We start from the raw sequence: 18,669 nt of genomic DNA on the forward strand, positions 1-18,669 counted from the left end.
AACACAACCGGCATATGACGACAGCATGCGCAGACTCCTGAAGCCCCTACTGATCTTCCTGACAATCGCCGCTGGCGTCGCCCTGCTCGGGCTTTACCCCTATCGCAATGCCCTCTGGCCTCAGGCGGCCGACCTCGACGCCGCCAGCGCCCGCCTGGCGCCGCACCTGACGCTGCGCGCACCTATCGGCAAGGGCCCCTTCCCTACGGTGTTGGTGTTCCACGGCTGCAGCGGCCAGAGCCCCGGATTCGTCAAGAACGTGACCGGCTGGCTGCTGCCGGCCGGTTATGCCGTGCTCTTTGTCGACAGCCATGCCGCCCGTGGCATCAACGACTGGCACCCGGTCTGTGACGGCAAACAGTTATGGGGCAACGAACGCGCACTTGATGTGTATGCCGCCCTGGCCCTGGCCCATGGCTATCCCGAAATCGACCAGCAGCGCCTGGCGCTGCTTGGTTACTCCCATGGCGGCTGGACCATCCTCGACGCGCTGGCTTACGACGGCGCCGCCGGCCACGGTTTCCCCGCCACCGGCAAGGCGACGCTGGGTGGCGTGCGAGGCGTCGTTGCCTTCTACCCCTACTGCGGCTTCCCGGCGCATCTGCGCGACGGCGTGGGCAACACGGCGCCCGTCCTGATGTTCCTTGCCGGCAAGGACAGCGTCACCGATCACCAGCAATGCCTGTCCGCTCTCGACAGCCTGGACGGCGGCCGATTGCAACTCGTGCAGTACGGCAATGCCGACCATGTCTTCGACCAGCGCAGCGACCTGAATACCTACCAACCCGGGCTGGCCCAGGATGCCCAGCGGCGTACGCTGGCCTTCCTGCGGGAAACCCTCGGCCCCACCCCATGACCTGGAGATGCCTATGACCAAGAAAGTTGCCGTGATCCTGTCCGGCTGTGGCGTATACGACGGCGCAGAAATCCACGAGAGCGTGATCGCCCTGCTGCGTCTGGACCAACGCGGCGCGAAGGTGCAGTGCTTCGCACCGAACATTGCCCAGCACCATGTAATCGATCACACCACCGGCGACGAAATGCCGGAAAGCCGCAACGTCCTGGTGGAGTCGGCGCGCATCGCCCGCGGCGAAATCAAGGACGTGCGCGAACTGAAGGCCGAAGACTTCGATGCGCTGATCGTGCCTGGCGGATTCGGCGCGGCGAAAAACCTTTCCGATTTCGCCATCAGCGGTGCCAGCTGCACAGTGCAGCCCGACGTGCTGGCTGCGGCCCGTGGCTTTGCTGAAGCGCACAAGCCGGTTGGCCTTATCTGCATCTCCCCGGCCCTGGCGGCGAAGATCTATGGCGCGGGCGTCTCCTGCACCATCGGCAACGACGCCGGCACTGCCGCCGCCCTCACCGAAATGGGTGCCCAGCACGTCGAGTGTGAGGTCAGCGAGATCGTCCAGGATGAGAAGCGCAAGCTGGTGACCACCCCTGCCTACATGCTGGCGCAATCGATCAGCGAGGCCGCCGCTGGCATCAACAAGCTGGTCGACCGCGTGCTCGAACTGACGCACTGACCACCCGGGACGGGCAGTTCGCGCTGCCCGTCTGCGTGCCAATCCGGCCATTCCTCCAGCCACTCCTGCCAGGCCACTGGCACAGCGCCCCTTCCTGCGGCAGCGTCAGGCAATCGGGCATACAGGAGGCACCATGACCCCATCCGACTTCACCCTCACCCCTGAGCTTCATCAGGCCGTGAGCGGCTTCTTCGAACGCATTCCGTTCAATCGCGTGCTGGGGATCCAGTTGGGCGAGATGTCCACCGAGAAGGTGGTCATGCACCTGCCGATGAAGGACGAGCTGATCGGCAACTTCGTGCACGGCATTCTCCACGGAGGGGTGATTTCCAGCCTGCTCGATGTAGTAGGAGGCGCCATGGCGCTGATCGGCGCCTTCGAACGCCATCAGCACTTGACCGGCACGGAGCGCATGGCTCGGCTGTCCAAGCTCGGCACCATCGACCTGCGGATCGACTACCTGCGGCCCGGGCGTGGCAAACACTTCACCGCCACCGCCGTACTGCTGCGCTCAGGCAACAAGGTTGCGGTGGTGCGCTCGGAACTGCACGCGGATGACGGCACTCTGGTTGCGGTCGGGACCGGCACCTACCTCTGTGGCTAGGCAGGATCAGCTACGGCTGAGGCGCGTCAGCACTCGGTCGAGAGCATTGGCGAAAGCCTGGCGATCGCGCTCGCCATAGGCGGCCTGGCCACCGCCCATCTGCCCCTGATCACGCAGGTCCGTCAGCAGATTGCGTACCGCCAGGCGCTCGCCCATGTTGCGCTCATCGAACTCCTTGCCGCGTGGGTCCAGCGCCGCCACGCCTTTCTTGATCAGACGATCGGCCAGCGGCACATCACTACAGATCACCAGCTCCCCGGGCATGGCGCTTTCCACCAGATAGTCGTCGGCCGCATCCGGGCCGCTGGGCACGACGATCAGGCGCACGCACGCAAAAGCCGGCTTGACCTGACTCTGCCCGGCCACCAACAGCACCTCGAACTTGCGTTTCAAGGCGAACTTGATCACCTGGTCCTTGGCCGCCCGAGGGCAGGCATCGGCATCGATCCAGACACGCATGCTCGGCTTCACACCTTTCACAAACAGACAGGGCGAGGAGTATGCCACTCCCCGCCACCGGCTCAAGCCTGCGCCGTGCTCCGCTCGCGCAGCCAGCTGCGACCATAGAGCATGGCAATGGCCAACAGCACCAAGCCCTGGGCCGACAGGCTGTAAGCATCAGGATGGATGCCTAGCCAGTCGAACTCGAAGAACGGCACCGGGCGCGTGCCCAGGACACCGGCCTCCTGCAGGGCGGCTACACCATGGCCGGCAAATACCACGGACAGCGCGCAGAGCAGCGCTGCGTTGGCGCTGAAGAAGGTCCCCAGCGGCAACTTCGCCGAGCCACGCAAAATGACCCAGGCCAGCCCCACCAGCAGCACCAGCGCGGTCAAGGCCCCGGCCAACACCATGCCATGGCCGGCCGGACCCGCCTGCAGCCAGAGGGTCTCGTAGAACAGGATCACCTCGAACAGTTCGCGATACACCGAGAAGAACGCCAGCACCGCGAACCCAAAGCGTCCGCCGCCACTGAGCAGGTTCTGCTGGATGTAGTTCTGCCACGCCGCCGCATGGCGTCGGTCATGCATCCACACGCCGAGCCAGAGCACCATGACGGCAGCGAACAAGGCCGTGCAGCCCTCCATCAGCTCGCGCTGAGCGCCACCGACATCGATTACGTAAGCGGCCAGCGCCCAGGTGCCAATACCTGCCAACAGCGCTACGCCCCAGCCGATATGCACACTCCGTGCGGCATGTTCCTGGCCGGTATTGCGCAGGTACGCAAGGATAGCCGCCAGCACCAGGATGGCCTCCAGCCCTTCACGCAGGAGGATCAGCAGACTGGAGAAGAAACTCAGGGAGCCGCCAAGAGCATCGCCACCCAGGAGTTCGGCGGACTTGCCCAGCTCCGCCTTGGCCTGCTCCAGCAACTGCGCCGCCTTGCCAACCGGCTGGCGATCCTGCAGGGCTTGGCGATAGGCCATGAGGGCGCGCTCGGTGGTCTTGCGCTGTGCCGTATCGAGGTTATCGAGGGAGTTCTCCACCAGCTCGAAACCTTCCAGGTAAGCCGCCACCGAGAGGTCGTAAGCCTGCTCCGCATCTCCGGCGCGATAAGCCTTGAGGCTCTGCTCCAGGGTCGCCTGGGTATGCCCGATAAGCTGCTTGGGCCCGCGCTGCTGCAGCGGCGGCTGCGCGCGCTGCGCACGGAACAGGGCTATTGCCTCGACGCCCTGGCTGGCACCGATCTCCTCCGGCGTACGTCCCGCCAGCTCTGCCAGCGAGATGGGCGCGCCTTTCACGGCAGCATCGGCACTGAAGCCGGCAATGTAGCTGGCCAGGTCCCAGCGCTGCCGATCATCCAACTGGTCGGCGAACGCCGGCATGTCGGTGCCTTCGACACCGAGGCCGAGGGTGTTGTAGAGGTCATAGAGGCTCAACCGGTCAAGCCTGGCCTGGTCGCGCAGGTTGGCCGGAGGGGGCTCCAGGCCAACCCCGGCCGGTCCATCACCAGCACCCATGTCACCATGGCAGACGCTGCAATGCTGGGCATACAGCGGTGCGCCGCGCGCAGGGTCGGGGGTAATGGCCGGTGTCTGGCTGACGTCGTAGGCCACGGCCAGGTGAGCGGCCAATTGGCGCGCCTGACGAGCCACCTTGTCACCCTCCTGACGGGCTTCGACGGCTTGGCGCAGGCTCGCCACGCCGGATACCAGGTCCCTCTGTTCGGTGCGCGCCGGCAGGGCCACGATCAGGCCCTGCAGGACGCCAAGAAATTCAAGTTGTTCGCGGTACTCGCCCTGATCGATCACGTCGCCATTGGCGACAGTGGCCGGGTAATCGGCACCGATATAACCCAGTAGATGCAGCGCCTGGGCAGCGCCGTCGGCCGGATCGGCCATGAGGTTGAAGCTGCAAATGGCCAACAACGGCAGTAGCAGGCAGCTAAGAAACCGGGAAAACGGGAACATGTTTCAATCTCAAATGAGAATGGGGATCGAGATTGTTACGCTCCCAACGATTCAGCTCAACCCCCTATTTCCACGTCCCTTGTGACGCTTTGCCGCAACGCCCCTCTGAAACGATGCCAGCAAGGCCGTGCTAGACGGTGGCGCGACGCACGGTGGCCAGCAAGGCTGCTGCGCCGACGAACAACGCGGCAAAACTGCGATTCATCATCCGCTGTTGGCGCGGCGTCCGCAGCAGCCGCAATACGCGGGCAGCCAGGCCGGTGTAGCCAGCCATCACGATCAGGTCGACGGTGATCATGGTCGCGCCCATGACCAGGTACTGTTCAACCAGAGGTGCATGCGGATCGATGAACTGCGGCAGCACCGCGAGCATGAAGACGATGGCCTTGGGGTTGCTGAAGTTGACCAAGAAGCCGCGCAGCACCAGCGTCAGCGGGCGCCCCAGTGGACGTTCGGCGGAATCGTCGGCGAGGTCGCTCGGCAGCGCCTGCCATTGCTTCAAGGCGAGGTAAACGAGGTAAACCACGCCGAACCATTTGATCAGACTGAAGGCCAGGGCCGAAGCTGCGAGGATGGCGCCGACGCCGGCCGCGACAATGGCGATCTGCAAGGCCAGACCCAACTGCAGGCCGATGGCATTCCAGTAGCCGCGCCAGAAACCATATTGCAGGCCGGACGACATGGAGGCGATGGCACCGGCACCCGGTGACAGGCTGATCACCCAGCAGGCGACCAGAAAAGCGAGCCAGGTTTCGAGCGCCATGGCACTTACCTCGGAAATGAAAAAGGGGCAGGCCGCACAGCCTACCCCTTGTCATCCTTACTGCACAGAGCCTTGTGTCAGCGCCAGCGGCGCACAGCCTTCTGGAAGAACAGGCTGTTGGGCACCTGAACCATGGCGCCGTGATTGTCCGTACCGAGGTCTTCCAGGGTGGTGTAGAAGAGGTTGATGGAGACCACCCGCCCCTTCACCCCCAGCTTGTCAGCGCTTTCCACCACCTCCACCGTATCGCCCAGGCGGAACGGGCCGAGGGAGAAGATCAGCACCGCGCAGAACATGTTCGACAGCACGCTCCATATGGCGAAGAACGCCACCGCAGCAACGGCGGTAAAGCCGGTGAGCGCTGCCCAGAGCACCTCGGCGGAAACGCCGAAGCGCTCCAGCACCAACATGAAGGCGCTGCCCAGGATGATCCAACGCAGCAGGCCTCGCAGCGGCAGCAACAGCTCCTGCGGCAGCTGCGGGTAGCGCGCACCCAGGCGGGAGATGCCACGCGTGACGATGCGCTGAACCAACCAGGCCAACAGTAGAATCAGCAATACCTGGGCGGCGCGGATCAGCGGTTCGCTCCAGGCGGTGAGGAGTTGCAGTTCATCCATCAATCGGCTGCCTCCAACTGACGCTGCAGTTCCTCCAGGCTCTCCAGGGCGTCCAGCCAGCGTTCTTCAAGCTCGGCTTCACGACCTTTCAACTTCGCTTGCTCAGCCAGCAGGTCGCGCAGCTCGTCCTTGCGCGCGACTTCGTAGAGGGCGGAATCGCCCAACCGGGTCTCGATCTCGGCGAGTTTCTCGTGCACCTTGCCGAGCTCTTTTTCCAGCTTCTCTGCCTCGCGCTTGTGCGGGGCCAGCTGCTGGCGAAGGGCGGCGGCAGCCTGACGCTGCGCGCGCTTATCGGTCTTGTCCGGGCTTGCTGTCGCCGGGGCGACCGACGCCTGCCGCGCACGGAAATCCACCAGCCAGCGCGTGTAGTCGTCGAGGTCGCCATCGAACGGCTGTACGCGACCGTCGGCCACGAGCAGGAACTCATCCGTGGTGCTCTTGAGCAGGTGCCGGTCGTGGGACACCACCAGTACAGCACCGGCAAAATCCTGCAGGGCCATGGTCAAGGCCAGTCGCATTTCCAGATCGAGGTGGTTGGTCGGTTCGTCAAGTAGCAGCAGGTTGGGCTTCTGCCAGGCGATCAGGGCCAGGGCCAGGCGCGCCTTTTCGCCACCGGAGAAGTTCAGCACCGGCTCGTCGCAGCGGTCGCCACGGAAGTCGAACCCACCCAGGAAGTCGCGCAGGGTCTGCTCACGCTCGCCCGACGCGATGCGTTGCAGGTGCAGCAGCGGGCTGGCCTGCGGGTCCAGGGCATCCAACTGGTGTTGGGCAAAATAGCCAATGGCCAGGTTTTCGCCGCGAGCCAGACGCCCGCCAAGCGGCTCGAGCTCGCCGGCCAGGGTCTTGATCAGAGTCGACTTACCGGCTCCATTGGGGCCCAGCAGACCAATGCGTGCACCCGGCACCAGTTGCAATTTGACCTGTTCGAGCACGGCCTTTGAGCCGTAACCCAAGCGACCTTCCGCAAGGTCGAGCAACGGGCTGGAGACCTTGTCCGCCTCACGGAAGCTGAAGTCGAAAGGCGAGTCGACGTGGGCCGGCGCCAACTCTTCGAGGCGCTCCAAGGCCTTGATCCGGCTCTGCGCCTGGCGGGCCTTGGTGGCCTTGGCCTTGAAACGGGCGATGAAGCTTTCCATGTGGGCGCGCTGCGCCTGCTGCTTCTCGTAGGCCTGTTGCTGCTGCGCAAGGCGCTCGGCGCGGGTGCGCTCGAAGGCCGAGTAGCCGCCGCGATAGAGCGTCAGCTTGCGTTGCTCGAGATGCGCGACATGGTCGACGACGGCGTCGAGGAAGTCCCGGTCATGGGAGATCAGCATCAGGGTGCCGGGGTAACTCTTGAGCCACTCCTCCAGCCAGAGGATGGCGTCCAGGTCAAGGTGGTTGGTCGGCTCGTCGAGCAGCAACAGCTCGGAAGGACACATCAGCGCTTGCGCGAGGTTCAGGCGCATCCGCCAGCCACCGGAGAAGTCGCCGACGCGGCGATCCATCTGCTCCGCGGTGAAGCCCAGACCGGCCAGCAGCTTGCGGGCACGGGCATCGGCGGTGTAGCCATCGGCGCTGTCCAGCTCGATGTGCAGGCGGGCGATGGCGGTACCGTCGTGGCCTGCCTCGGCCTCGGCCAGCGCTCGCTGGACCTGACGCAGGTGCAGGTCGCCGTCGAGGACGTAGTCCACTGCCAGACGTTCGAGGTTGTCCACTTCCTGGCGCATGTGGGCAATGCGCCAGTCAGGCGGCAGGCGGCAATCACCGGCGTCCGGCCCCAGCTCGCCGCGCAGCAACGCGAACAGGCTGGATTTGCCAGCGCCATTGGCACCGATCAGGCCGACTTTCTGGCCGGCATGCAGGGTCAGCTCAGCGCCTTCTAGCAGGCGCTGCGGACCACGCTGTAGAGTGAGGTTTTGCAGTCGAATCATGATGGCGGCGGAGTGTACCAGCTTCGCCGCATCGTCGCCCGGGGGAGCGCAATGCCTTCAGACCTGTGGACCTTTTCCCTGAAGCTCTATGCCCGCCCTGGTATCGAGCAAGCCTGCCTGTACCTGCAGGATCAGGGCGCTGACATCTGCCTGCTGCTGTGCGCCTGCTGGCTTGGACGACGCGGCACCCCCTTCGAGGAGACCTACCTGGACACCCTCGAGCAACTTGCCGGGCCTTGGCAGGAAAGCGTCGTGGGTCCACTGCGGGCCCTGCGTCAGGAGTGGCGTGCAGAAGCGCAAGTGGATAGCGCACTGGCGACGTTGCGCAAACGAGTCAAGGAGCTGGAGCTGGATGCGGAGCGCGAGCTGCTGACGCGCCTGGAGCAGGCCGCACAACTCTGGCCGCGAGCAACGGCGGACGACTTGGGCGAATGGCTGCTCAACAGCGCCCCAGCGCTGGAGAAGTCAGGCCACGACGCGCTTGATCAACTGCGCGCCGCGGCCTTTGCGCTTTAGTTTGACGACGAAGTCGGTGCAGCGCTATTGCCACTGGCCGACGCAACGCTGGCAACCGGTGCAGCTGCGGCGACAGGTGCCGGAGCAGGAGCGGCAGGTGCGGGAGCCGGTGCAGGAGCTGCCGGCTTCACTGCGGGTGCCGGAGCGGCGGCCTTGGTAGCGGACTCGGGTTTCTTTGCCGCTGGCTTGGCCGGCGCTTTCTTGGCAGCAGGTTTCGCAGCACTGGCCGCAGGTGCGGTTTTAGCTGCGGGCTTGGCGGCTGGGGCAGCAGGCTTGGCTGCAGTCTTGGGGGCTGCTTTCACAGCCGGCTTGGCGGCAGCGGTCTTGGCTGCAGGTTTCGCCGCAGCAGCCTTGGCAGCCGGCTTAGCCGCTGGCTTAGCTGCAGGCTTGGCCGCAGCAGCCTTGGCTACCGGTTTAGCCGCTGGCTTGGCTGCAGGCTTGGCCGCAGCAGCCTTGGCTACCGGTTTAGCCGCTGGCTTGGCCGCAGCAACCTTGGCCACCGGCTTAGCGGTTGGCTTGGCTGCAGGTTTGGCGGCAGCAACCTTGTCCGCCGGCTTAGCGACTGGCTTGGCTGCAGGTTTGGCGGCAGCAGTCCTGGCCACCGGTTTGGCGGCTGGCTTCGCTGCAGGTTTGGCTACCGGCTTGGCAACAGCCTTGGGAGCTGGTTTGGCGGCAGCTTTCGCGGCTGGCTTGGCTTCACGAGCAGTCAATGCTTTGCCAACCGCCTCTTTCACCTTGCCGACGCCTTGGGCGAGTTTCAGACTTTCCTGAGCGTCACGCTTGAGTTGGCCGATGTAGTCGCGGGTTTCGGACTGACGAGCCTTGAGGGCTTCCAACAACTCCTCCAGCTCTGCAATCGCGTCCTTGGCCTTGGCTTGCGCCTTGGCCTTTCCGGCCTTGGCAGCATCCTGCAACTTGGCACGGGCAGCATGGAGTTTTTCCTGAGTCTTGCCGCGCTGTTTTTCCAGCTTGGTCAGCAGCTTTTCAGCATCGACCATGGCTTGGCTGCAAGCGCTTTCAAGGTGTTCAAGCAGGCTATGGGACAGTTGGTGCAACAGGTGCAGCGGAGTGCTGACGGGCTTCTTCTTGGCCGACATGGTATGCCTCCTGGCGGGCGTTATTTGGCCCATACTAGTCGCCATATCGCCTAGTCGCCAGAGCCGGCGCCACTGCAGATCACTTAGGCATTCGCCAGGTGATCTGCACGCACAAAAAACACCCCCGAAAAGCATCCGGTCATTGACTGGCGAGTGCAGCCATAAACGGCCATGCTGGCGGGCGGAAATGCGTTCAGGAAGGGAGCCCGGCGACGTTTCCGTACCGGGCCGCTGGCTAGCTCAGACCGGCAAGGCGCTCTGGCCTTGATGGGCGTTGTGCAGCACTTCGATCAGGCAGTCTTCCAGTTCGAAACGCTCGTGGAGCAACTGGCCCAGGTTGTTGAGCTCGGAGGTCAGGCAGATGTCGCGGCAATCGCCGTTATCGCAGCGATCGTTGAACGCCAGCGCGACTTCGGTAATGGCCTCGATGCGCGGATAGATCTGCTTGGCAAGCTCGAGGCCTCGCTGGTCACCGAATGCCTTGGCTTCATTCAGCAATTGTTCGTAGACCTCGAAGTGGCCGGCGGAAACGTAGTCGACGAGGACTTCGCAAAACCTCTGCAGGTCTTGCTCATTGGCACTGGGGGCCTGCGGTTTGTCGCTCAATGAACGGAACACCTTGACCAGTTCCTGGCGCTCCTGCAACCAGCGATCGATCAGCCGGTGCACGCCACCCCATCGTTCCTGAGCGTTCTGGCAACTTTCAAGCATGGTGACGACCTCACTTCCCTAATTCGGTAATGCCGTTATACGTCTGCTCCGAGACGGTTTTTTGTCGACCGGTGCAAGATCATGGGAAGACGACACCAAAACGGCAAGTTTCCGGCGTCGCGTGCGGGCCAGATTATGCCCGCCGGGCAGTGCCTTCAAGGCATCACCGCGAAAAAATTCATACATGCGTTTGATCGGTGGCCCGCGCCCTGTCTGGCTCGCGGCATGGCCATCACTTGGGTCAAATCAGGCGCGGCGAAGCATCTGGAACAGGGCGAAGAGAATGCAGCCGGCAAACGCGAGCAGGCTCCACTCCGGAATGCTCATACCGAAGAGCGTCCAGGTTACTTCCGCGCAATCGGCGGTGCCATGCAGCATCAGCCTGACGATGTCCTGGAAGGGCAGCGCCTCCATCATGTAATCAAGGCTTGGCAGGCACGCCGGCAGTTGATCCGCCGGAATTCCCTGCAGCCAGACCTGACGGCCGGCTGAAGCCGCTCCGCCCGCTGCGAAGAGCAACGCCAAGCCGGCGTAAACGCGTCGGCCACGCGCTTGCGGACCGTGCAGTGCGGCAACCAGGCAGACCAGACCGAAGGCAATGATGAAAACTCGCTGAACGATGCACAGTGGGCAGGGCTCGAGCCCAAGCGCATGCTCAAGGTATAGCGCGCCTCCCATTACGGCGACACAACCAAGGAATGCAATCAGGAACAGCGAACGCGGGCTGGCCAGGGACATGGCGGCTCCGTTGGGTGATGAGAAAGGCCGATACGGTAGAGGAAAGCGCCCCAGCCTTTCAAGGCGAGTGTCTAGGCTGTTTCGGGCAGCCCTCAGGAGACCACGCTCATGTACAGGCTACTTTTTGCCTTGCTCCTACTTCCTCTTCTGGCGAGCGCCGGGCTCCCCCTGGAGCGCATTCGTCTTCCTGAAGGCTTCCGCATAAGCCTGGTCACCGATGAGCTGCCCAACGCCCGAGAGATGGCCTGGGGAGCTCATGGGACCTTATTCGTCGGCAGCAACGCCGCCGGCAAGGTCTATGCACTGGAACCCGCCAGCGGGCGGGTCCGGGTGGTTGCAAGCGGCCTGCAGTTGCCCGTTGGCGTCGCCTTCAAGGATGGTGACCTGTATATCTCGGCCGTCAGCCAGATCCTGCGCCTGCGTGAGATCGAGTCGCGGCTGGACGCGCCCCCCGAACCCGAAGTGGTCCGCAGTGACTTCCCTCGCGAAACCCATCACGGCTGGAAGTTCATCGCCTTCGGCCCCGACGGCAAGCTCTACGTGCCGGTCGGCGCACCCTGCAACGTTTGTGCGAAGGACCCAGACCGCTACGCCACCATCCACCGCATGAACTCCGATGGCACTGAGCTGGAGCTCGTCGCACGGGGAGTGCGCAATACCGTGGGCTTCGACTGGCATCCGCAGACCGGGGAGCTGTGGTTCAGCGACAACGGCCGCGACCTTATGGGTGATGACGTGCCGGATTGTGAGCTGAACCGGCTGACCCGTCTCGGTCAGCACTTCGGCTTTCCCTTTTGCCATGCAGGCAATGTCGCTGATCCGCGGTTCTCTCAGCGCCCTTGCAGCGACTTTGTCGCCCCGGTCGCCAGGCTCGGTCCCCACGTTGCGCCGCTGGGTATTCGCTTCTACACGGGCCGGCAATTCCCTAAGGAATATCGGAACAATCTCTTCATCGCCGAGCATGGTTCTTGGAACCGCAGCGAAAAGATCGGATACCGCATCAAGCGCGTCGAGCTCAACGAAGACGGAAGCCTCAAGCGCCAGACGGTATTCGCCGAGGGCTGGCTGGAAGACGGGGATGTGTGGGGGCGTCCGGCGGATGTGCTGGTCGCCCCGGATGGCGCCCTGCTGGTCAGCGATGACTACGCCGGTGCCATCTACCGTATCGAGTACGTGGGGCGCTGAGCCTGACGTTAGGCAGGCCCGTGGCCTGCTTGGCGAATAAATTCGCCCCCACAGGAAAGGCGTACCCTGCACAACGGCGGCCGGCTTAAGTCACCCCTCTCCTACCGAGAGGGGTGGCCGGGGTGAGGGACGTTGGGCTGACAGGCCGTCGCCCGCCTCGCGAATGAGTTCGCCCACAGGGCTGCGGCCAGGATCAGGCAATGCGCTCGGTCGGCAAAGGCAAGACGGGCAAACGCTGATCGAGCAGGCCAAGTCCTTCCTGGAACAGCTGGTTGCTGCGCTCCACCTCGCCCATCTGCGACAGCAACCGCGCGAGCTCAGCGCAGGTTTCAGGATCGCGCTTGAAGCTCAGGCTGCTTTCGAAATACTCCCGCGCCTTGCCCCACAATTGATTGCGCAGGCACAGGCGGCCCAGGGTCAGGAGCAAGGCGCTTTCGCTGGGATGCTCCTTGAGCCAACCTTCGGCCGTCTGCAGCTGGCGAGCCGCATCGCGGCCGCGCAGCAGGCCGTAGAGGCGCACCAGGGCGCTGTCGTAGCTGCGTTTGATGGCATTGCGAACGGCCTCTTCGGCCTCTTCCTGCGCACCCAGCCGACGCAGCTGCTCGGCAAACGCCAGGACCAGTCGGGGTTCGTTGCGCTGACTAGAGGAGAGCTGCTGCCAGGCTTGGGTCAATGGCTGCAGTGCGATTTCACCCTTGTTCAGACCCTCTTCTCCCGCCTGGTGCAGACGAGCACTCCAGACCCGGAGCTCCAGCTCCGCCAGCTGCGCTTCAGGCAATGCCTTCTCCTTGCGCAGGTCAGGCAACAGACCGACCAGTGCGGACCAGTCGCCACGGGACTCATGCAGTGCCAACAGTTGGCGCAGCACCTGGTGATGGCGCGGATGGCGTTCGTGCATGAGCTTGAGGGTCTCCAAAGCCCCATCCACCTCACCTCGCTCCTGCTGAAGCTCGGCATGGGTCAGCGCAATAGCCAGCTCGGCCTTGGGCTGACGCTCGAGCGCGAGTTCCAGCAACTGATCGCTTTCTTCATGCAGACCCAAATTGTGCGCTGCGCGGGCCGCACCAAGGTAATACATCAGGGGTTGCGGGTCGGCATCGGCAGCCCGGCGCAGATGACGCAGGGCCCGTGCCCAGCGCCCCTCGGCGAGATCGAGCAAGCCCTGTTCGGACGCCAAGCGTGCTCGACGGCGGTTGTTGCGTCGCGACCAGGGATTGACCACTCCGCCGGAAGCCAACAGCAACGCCAGCACCAGGCGTAGACCGCGATACAGCAGCCAGATAGCCGCCAGCAGGGCCAACGTCGCCCACAAGGTGGATTCGTAGCGGAAGCCCTTGAAGGCGATGAGCACATAGCCTTTGTGCTGGGCGACTGCCGCAGCGACCAGGGTGATGGCTGCGCCGATCACCAGCAGCACCAGCAGGATCTTGAGCGCGCGCTTCATTGCTCCGCCCCCTCGCCCGGATCGGCGGCCTCGGGCCCTGTACCATCTGCTGCTTCCGGGCTGCGCTGCAGATAAGCCTGCAAGGCCGTCAGGGTCGGAGCCAGGTCAGGGACTTTCACCTCGACCGGCTGGCTGGACAACTCGTCGATACGTGCAAGCAGTGCGCGGCTGTCCGGATTTTCTTTGTTGAAGTGTCCATCCAGTACTTCGCGCGCCTGGCTCAGTGACTGCTGGTAAACCTGGGTCTGGCCATGCAGCGCCCCCCATTGAGCTTGCTCAAGGGCTAGCGAAAGCGCCAGGCGAACCTGGGACAGGCTCTGCCCCGCCAACAACGGTTTGATGTTCTGGTCAGCGTTGAGCTGGATACGGAAGTAGTGCGACAGGGTTTCCAGCCATTCTGACCAGCGACTGCGACCATCGCCTTCGGCGGCCATGTCGAGGAGCACGCCGCCTTTGTCTTCGAAGGCAGGGACCAGCGGATTGAGCTGGGCAGCCTGGTCGCGCAGCGCGCCCAGTTGTAGGAAGAGCCCGGTACGGTCCGGCTGAGTGGTGGTGCGCAGTTCCATGAGGCTCTTCGCCAACTGCTGGCGGGCTGCATAGGCTGCGGGGTCGTCCTGCTCACGCAAGATGTCGTCGGCAGCCTGGACCAGAGCAGTGGCGCTGGTGATGTCCTGCAAGGCGGACAAGCGCAGGCTGGCCAGGCGCAGCAGATGTTCTGCCTCGGCCAGGCGCCAGTCCTTGCGGCTGGCGCCGAGGATGGTTTCCAGGCGCTGCCTGAGTTGCTGCTGGTCGCCCTGCAGGTCGACCAGCAGACGCCGGCGTTCGTCGAGTTCCGCAGCGCTGGGCAGTTCGGCAAGACGGGCCGAAAGCAGCTGTTCACGCTGAACGAGTGCCTGGGTTTGGCCCCGGGCCTCCTCGACCATGCCGAGTTGCTGCTGATCGCGGCTTTCCAGGCTACGCACCTGCCAGAGTCCCCAGCCGGCCACGGCGACGCCGGCAGCGCCAACCAGCAGGGCCAGCAACGCCAGGCCATTGCCCCGCCGCGCGGGGGCAGTACCGACGGGGGGAGCAGATTCTGCGGCGGGGGTGTTTTGCTCTTGTTTCGGGAGGTCTGCTTCGCTCACGTATCCATCCTTCGCATCAGAGGGCAGGCGCCGGCTGTTGCATCAGCGCCGCCAGCAATGCCGAGGCATTCGCGCCACGACAATCCACAACATTCGCAGCACCCGCCGCACGGGCCTGCTCAGCCACCCTTGGGCTGGGCACGAACAGCACCCGGCGGGACACTTCCGGCCAGGCCTCGGCGGCGAGCCGCTGCAGGTTTTCCAGCCCTTGGCCACTGCTGACCACCAGGCCGTTCAGGTGTTCCGCCTCGATTCGCTGCACCAGGGCACCGGGGGGGTAGTCCGGCAGCTGGCGACGGTAGAGTTCCAGATAGTCGACCGCGACGCCTTGGCCGCGCAAGCGCTCGGCGAGGAACTCTCGGCCACCCTCGCCGCGCATGATCAACACGCGCGCCCCGGGTTCCGCCAGGGCTTCGGTGAACTCGGGCAGTGTCAGCAGGGCCTCGCTGTCGTCACCCGTGTCTGGCCAATGAACGGTAAGGCCATAATCCGCGAGCAGCTTGCCGGTAGCCGCGCCTACACTGAACCAGGCCTGCTGGGTTGGCGGCTGCGGCCAGTAGCGGTCGAGCAGATCGAGCCCGAGCCGCGCGGCAGGTTTGCTCACGACGATGACGGCGCAGTAGCGATCAAGCTCGAGGATGATCGCCCGCTGCCCGGGGCTCTCCACCAGCGGCTCGATCGCGAGCAAAGGCAGGCTGCTGCTGAAAATGCCCTGCTCGGCCAGGGTCGCCGACAACGCTTCGCACTCCTCGACCGGGCGGGTCAGCAAGAGACGCCATTCCGTCACGGGCGACCGGCCTCGCCGTAGACCGCTTCGAGGATTTTCCCGGCGCCTTTCTCCAGAAGTTCATCCGCCACCTTCACACCCAGCGCCTCGGCATCGACGGCAGTCGCGCGAGCCTCGGCCCGCAGCAGCTGGCCACCATCGGGCTGGCCAACCAGGCCGCGCAGCCAGAGGGTCTCACCCTCGAGCACGGCGTAGCAGGCGATGGGCACCTGGCAACCACCGTTGAGACGTTTGTTGAGGGCACGCTCGGCGGTCACGCGCACGGCCGTATCCCGATGGTGCAAGGGCGCGAGCAAGGCGTGGATTTCACTGTCGGCAGTGCGGCATTCGATACCCACTGCGCCCTGGCCGCCTGCGGGCAGGCTGTCCTCGACGCTGATGGAGGAGCGGATGCGCGCCTCGAACCCCAGACGGATCAGGCCGGCAGCGGCGAGAATGATGGCGTCGTACTCACCCGCATCGAGCTTGGCCAGGCGGGTGTTCACGTTGCCGCGCAGGAACTGGATCTTCAGGTCGGGGCGCTTGGCCAGCAATTGCGCTTGGCGACGCAAGCTGGAGGTGCCGACAACACTGCCGGGAGGCAGGGCGTCGAGGCAGTCGAAACGGTTTGAAACGAACGCATCACGCGGGTCTTCGCGCTCGCAGATGCAGAAAAGGCCGAGCCCCTCGGGGAAGTCCATCGGCACGTCTTTCATCGAGTGCACGGCAATGTCCGCTTCCTGCTCGAGCAGGGCGGTTTCCAGCTCCTTGACGAACAGGCCTTTGCCGCCAATTTTCGCCAGCGGCGCGTCCAGCAGCTTGTCGCCACGGCTGACCATGGGCACCAGGTTGACCTTGAGACCGGGATGGGCCTGCTCCAGGCGGGCTTTGACGAATTCGGCCTGCCACAGGGCCAGGGCACTTTTGCGGGTGGCGATGCGGATCTCGCGGGACATGGTCACTTCCGGGAAAAGAACTGACCGAAATCATAACAGGCCAGGGCGCCCGCGGCTCGTGGGATGGTTCTGGAGCAGATCAGCCCGCCCGGCGCCGAACCCGGCGCCACGACGCATCAGCACTGGGATCGGCAATGAATCAGTGCCCGAGTGGATCAATCGGGCAGGTCGAAATCGCGCAGTTATGGGTCGCAAATGGACAGTTGCCGGGGCGCTACGGCCCGTCCGGAGAGCACCGGGATGCCGAACGCCCGAGATCCACAGCCACCGTTCAGAGATGGTTCATCAACTTGCGCACCCCGGCCACGTGGCGCCGACTCACGGTCAGGGCATCGCCACCCAGTCCCTTCAGGAACAGCTGAAAGTGCCCCAGCGCCGTGCGCTGCAAGCGCTCGATGCGCTCACGGGCCACCAGTGCGTTGCGGTGGATCCGCACGAATCGATCCCCGAACTCGTCCTCCAGCGCCTTCAAAGGTTCGTCCAGCAGGACCTCGCCGTGCTCATGACGCAAAGTCACGTACTTGTGGTCGGCGATGAAGTAGACGACCTGGTCCAGCGGGATCAGCTCGATGCCTTTCCGGGTCCGCGCGCTGATGTGGCTTCGGGGGCCACTACCACTGACCGCAGCCGGACGGGTCAGCGCAGCAAGTTGGACACGATTGGGCCTCTCGGCTTTCTTCAGGGCCTCGGCCAGCGACTCGGAGCGCACCGGCTTGACCAGGTAGCCCACAGCGCTCACCTGGAAGGCCTCGACGGCGAACTCGTCGTGCGCTGTACAGAAGATCACCGCAGGCGGTGCCTCCCGCTCGCAAAGCTTGGCAGCCACCTGCAGGCCATCTAGGCCAGGCATTCGAATGTCGAGCAACACGACATCCGGCTTGAGGCTGTCGATCAGTGTAAGTGCCTCCTCGCCATTGCTGGCGGAAGGCTCCAGTACCCGGTAACCATCGAGCTCGCCGACCAGGCGGCTGAGGCGCTCACGGGCAAGTGGTTCGTCATCGACGATCAGGACATTCATATTGCTCGGGCTTCCTGCGTGAGTCTCGCACAAGGATAGCGTAGACAGGTGAAGTGGCGGCCGTCACGGCGCTCCACGCTGAGACTTGCCCTCGGCCCGAAAAGTGCCGTCAAGCGGGCGTCAATATTGCGCAAAGCCTGCTGGGTGCCGCGCTTGGGAGACTGCTCCGGGTCTTCGTTGTAAGGGTTGCTTACGCAAAGACTGAACATGCCCTCCCGGTAACTCGCCTCGATTCGCACCAACCCACCTTCGATGCGCGGCTGGATGCCATGGATCAGGGCATTCTCCAGCAAGGGCTGCAACGTCAGTTGAGGAATGGGCAGATCCTCTGGCACTTCATCCACCTGCCACTCCAACTGTAGCCGGTCTCCGAGACGGTATTGCTCAATCGACAGATATCGCTTGGCGAGTTCCAGTTCCTCGCCCCAGTCCACCAGCGTGCCTGGCTTGGCCAGGCTGGCCCGGAAGATGTCGGAAAGGTCGAGGACCGCTTGCTCGGCCTTGTCAGGATCGATCACCACCAGACTGGCGATGCTGTTCAGGCTGTTGAACAGGAAGTGTGGTCGGATGCGCGCCTGCAGCGACTCGATACGCGCCCGCAATTCGGCCTGCTGCTGCTTGCGCCACTGGCTTTGTAGGTAGAAGTAACGCAGCAACAAGGCAGACATGATCAGGCTGATCAGCCCATGACGCAGATACAGATTGACCTCGCCGCTACGCGGCAATGGCCCACCGAGATCGAAATAGTCAGCCAGCCCGGTGCCCGCCAGGGTCAGCGTGACCACCAGGGCGCAACACAGGCCTCCGGCCAGTGATGCGCGCATGCGCGCCAACACCGGCCGCAATTGGCACAACATTGCCGCCGAAAGCAGCACGATCCACTGCACGAACAACGAGGTCAGCGCCAGGCGAACCCAGTTGAAGTTCGGCAACATCGGTTCGGCCAGCACCAGCACCAGCACCAGCAACTCGGCCAGCAGCACCAGAGCAAGCAGCGCCTCGGGCAGGCACAACTCCGGCAGGAAGAAATCGTCGGCGGCGGTTCTGGAGCGCGTGCTGTTGTTCTGACGCTTCGGCATCCTGACTACATCCCCATGGCCCGGCGAACGACTAGCCTCGGCCGTCGGGCAAAAAACTGTTCTGAAACAGCAAACCCACCGCAGCGTCATGGCTTCACGGTAGCGCCACGCCGAACCGCAACCGGACCACGCGCGCCGGTTTTACCGGCAACACTGTTATTATCGACGGTATTTTCCAGCCCAGTGGCTTTCTTTCACCTTCTG

19 protein-coding genes are annotated in these 18,669 nt (G+C 64.1%); 5 read left to right on the forward strand and 14 right to left on the reverse strand.

Going from position 1 to position 18,669, the window contains the following annotated elements; genetic code table 11:
* Positions 1 to 25 precede the first annotated feature (25 nt).
* The 3 genes from J7302_RS06910 to J7302_RS06920 all read left to right on the forward strand — a co-directional run bounded on the left by J7302_RS06910 (position 26) and on the right by J7302_RS06920 (position 2,130).
* Positions 26 to 856: a dienelactone hydrolase family protein gene (locus J7302_RS06910; RefSeq protein ID WP_215372160.1), complete on the forward strand. Its 831-nt coding sequence runs from the start codon at positions 26 to 28 to the stop codon at positions 854 to 856.
* 13 nt (positions 857 to 869) lie between these two features.
* Complete coding sequence (gene elbB / locus J7302_RS06915; protein WP_215372162.1) at positions 870 to 1,526, forward strand: isoprenoid biosynthesis glyoxalase ElbB; 657 nt, start codon at positions 870 to 872, stop codon at positions 1,524 to 1,526.
* Between the two features lie 133 nt (positions 1,527 to 1,659).
* Positions 1,660 to 2,130, forward strand: coding sequence for a thioesterase family protein (locus J7302_RS06920; protein WP_215372165.1), 471 nt, complete (start codon positions 1,660 to 1,662; stop codon positions 2,128 to 2,130).
* Between the two features lie 6 nt (positions 2,131 to 2,136).
* Here the strand turns inward: J7302_RS06920 and J7302_RS06925 are convergent, their stop codons facing one another.
* The 5 genes from J7302_RS06925 to J7302_RS06945 all read right to left on the reverse strand — a co-directional run bounded on the left by J7302_RS06925 (position 2,137) and on the right by J7302_RS06945 (position 7,831).
* Entirely contained in the window at positions 2,137 to 2,589 is a 453-nt protein-coding gene (locus tag J7302_RS06925; protein WP_215372168.1) for a YaiI/YqxD family protein, read from the reverse strand.
* Between the two features lie 62 nt (positions 2,590 to 2,651).
* Positions 2,652 to 4,541: an FTR1 family protein gene (locus J7302_RS06930; protein ID WP_215372170.1), complete on the reverse strand. Its 1,890-nt coding sequence runs from the start codon at positions 4,539 to 4,541 to the stop codon at positions 2,652 to 2,654.
* A 130-nt stretch (positions 4,542 to 4,671) separates the two neighbouring features.
* Complete coding sequence (rhtB, locus tag J7302_RS06935) at positions 4,672 to 5,304, reverse strand: homoserine/homoserine lactone efflux protein (protein WP_215372172.1); 633 nt, start codon at positions 5,302 to 5,304, stop codon at positions 4,672 to 4,674.
* A 77-nt stretch (positions 5,305 to 5,381) separates the two neighbouring features.
* Positions 5,382 to 5,921, reverse strand: coding sequence for a mechanosensitive ion channel family protein (locus J7302_RS06940; RefSeq protein WP_215372175.1), 540 nt, complete (start codon positions 5,919 to 5,921; stop codon positions 5,382 to 5,384).
* Entirely contained in the window at positions 5,921 to 7,831 is a 1,911-nt protein-coding gene (locus J7302_RS06945; protein ID WP_215372178.1) for an ATP-binding cassette domain-containing protein, read from the reverse strand. The genes J7302_RS06940 and J7302_RS06945 overlap by 1 nt, the downstream gene beginning before the upstream one ends.
* A gap of 51 nt (positions 7,832 to 7,882) precedes the next feature.
* On the opposite strand from J7302_RS06945, the gene J7302_RS06950 reads away from it, so the two are divergent.
* A complete protein-coding gene (locus J7302_RS06950) occupies positions 7,883 to 8,347 on the forward strand; it encodes a TIGR02444 family protein (protein WP_215372180.1) in 465 nt (154 codons plus the stop codon).
* On the opposite strand, the gene J7302_RS06955 is transcribed toward J7302_RS06950, so the two are convergent.
* The 3 genes from J7302_RS06955 to J7302_RS06965 form a co-directional block, all read right to left on the reverse strand.
* A complete protein-coding gene (locus J7302_RS06955) occupies positions 8,344 to 9,444 on the reverse strand; it encodes an AlgP family protein (RefSeq protein ID WP_215372183.1) in 1,101 nt (366 codons plus the stop codon). The genes J7302_RS06950 and J7302_RS06955 overlap by 4 nt on opposite strands.
* Before the next feature lie 240 nt (positions 9,445 to 9,684).
* Entirely contained in the window at positions 9,685 to 10,155 is a 471-nt protein-coding gene (gene rsd / locus J7302_RS06960; protein ID WP_215372185.1) for a sigma D regulator, read from the reverse strand.
* Between the two features lie 246 nt (positions 10,156 to 10,401).
* Positions 10,402 to 10,893, reverse strand: a complete 492-nt coding sequence (locus J7302_RS06965; RefSeq protein ID WP_215372187.1) for a disulfide bond formation protein B — start codon at positions 10,891 to 10,893, stop codon at positions 10,402 to 10,404.
* Between the two features lie 108 nt (positions 10,894 to 11,001).
* On the opposite strand from J7302_RS06965, the gene J7302_RS06970 reads away from it, so the two are divergent.
* A complete protein-coding gene (locus tag J7302_RS06970; RefSeq protein WP_215372190.1) occupies positions 11,002 to 12,078 on the forward strand; it encodes a PQQ-dependent sugar dehydrogenase in 1,077 nt (358 codons plus the stop codon).
* Positions 12,079 to 12,271: 193 nt separating this feature from the next.
* On the opposite strand, the gene J7302_RS06975 is transcribed toward J7302_RS06970, so the two are convergent.
* The 6 genes from J7302_RS06975 to J7302_RS07000 all read right to left on the reverse strand — a co-directional run bounded on the left by J7302_RS06975 (position 12,272) and on the right by J7302_RS07000 (position 18,465).
* A complete protein-coding gene (locus J7302_RS06975) occupies positions 12,272 to 13,522 on the reverse strand; it encodes a heme biosynthesis HemY N-terminal domain-containing protein (protein ID WP_215372192.1) in 1,251 nt (416 codons plus the stop codon).
* Positions 13,519 to 14,646, reverse strand: coding sequence for a uroporphyrinogen-III C-methyltransferase (locus J7302_RS06980; RefSeq protein ID WP_215372194.1), 1,128 nt, complete (start codon positions 14,644 to 14,646; stop codon positions 13,519 to 13,521). The genes J7302_RS06975 and J7302_RS06980 overlap by 4 nt, the downstream gene beginning before the upstream one ends.
* 16 nt (positions 14,647 to 14,662) lie before the next feature.
* A complete protein-coding gene (locus J7302_RS06985) occupies positions 14,663 to 15,433 on the reverse strand; it encodes a uroporphyrinogen-III synthase (protein ID WP_215372196.1) in 771 nt (256 codons plus the stop codon).
* The gene (hemC, locus tag J7302_RS06990) at positions 15,430 to 16,368 is read right to left on the reverse strand and encodes a hydroxymethylbilane synthase (protein ID WP_215372198.1); all 939 of its coding nucleotides are present in this window, start codon (positions 16,366 to 16,368) and stop codon (positions 15,430 to 15,432) included. The genes J7302_RS06985 and hemC overlap by 4 nt, the downstream gene beginning before the upstream one ends.
* Before the next feature lie 271 nt (positions 16,369 to 16,639).
* Complete coding sequence (locus J7302_RS06995; RefSeq protein ID WP_215372200.1) at positions 16,640 to 17,386, reverse strand: LytR/AlgR family response regulator transcription factor; 747 nt, start codon at positions 17,384 to 17,386, stop codon at positions 16,640 to 16,642.
* Positions 17,383 to 18,465: a sensor histidine kinase gene (locus J7302_RS07000; RefSeq protein WP_215372202.1), complete on the reverse strand. Its 1,083-nt coding sequence runs from the start codon at positions 18,463 to 18,465 to the stop codon at positions 17,383 to 17,385. Before J7302_RS07000 ends, J7302_RS06995 begins: the two co-directional genes overlap by 4 nt.
* Positions 18,466 to 18,669: the final 204 nt, after the last annotated feature.

The sequence above is a fragment of the Metapseudomonas boanensis genome, from assembly GCF_018704125.1.
GTDB classification, from domain to species: Bacteria; Pseudomonadota; Gammaproteobacteria; order Pseudomonadales; family Pseudomonadaceae; genus Metapseudomonas; species Metapseudomonas boanensis.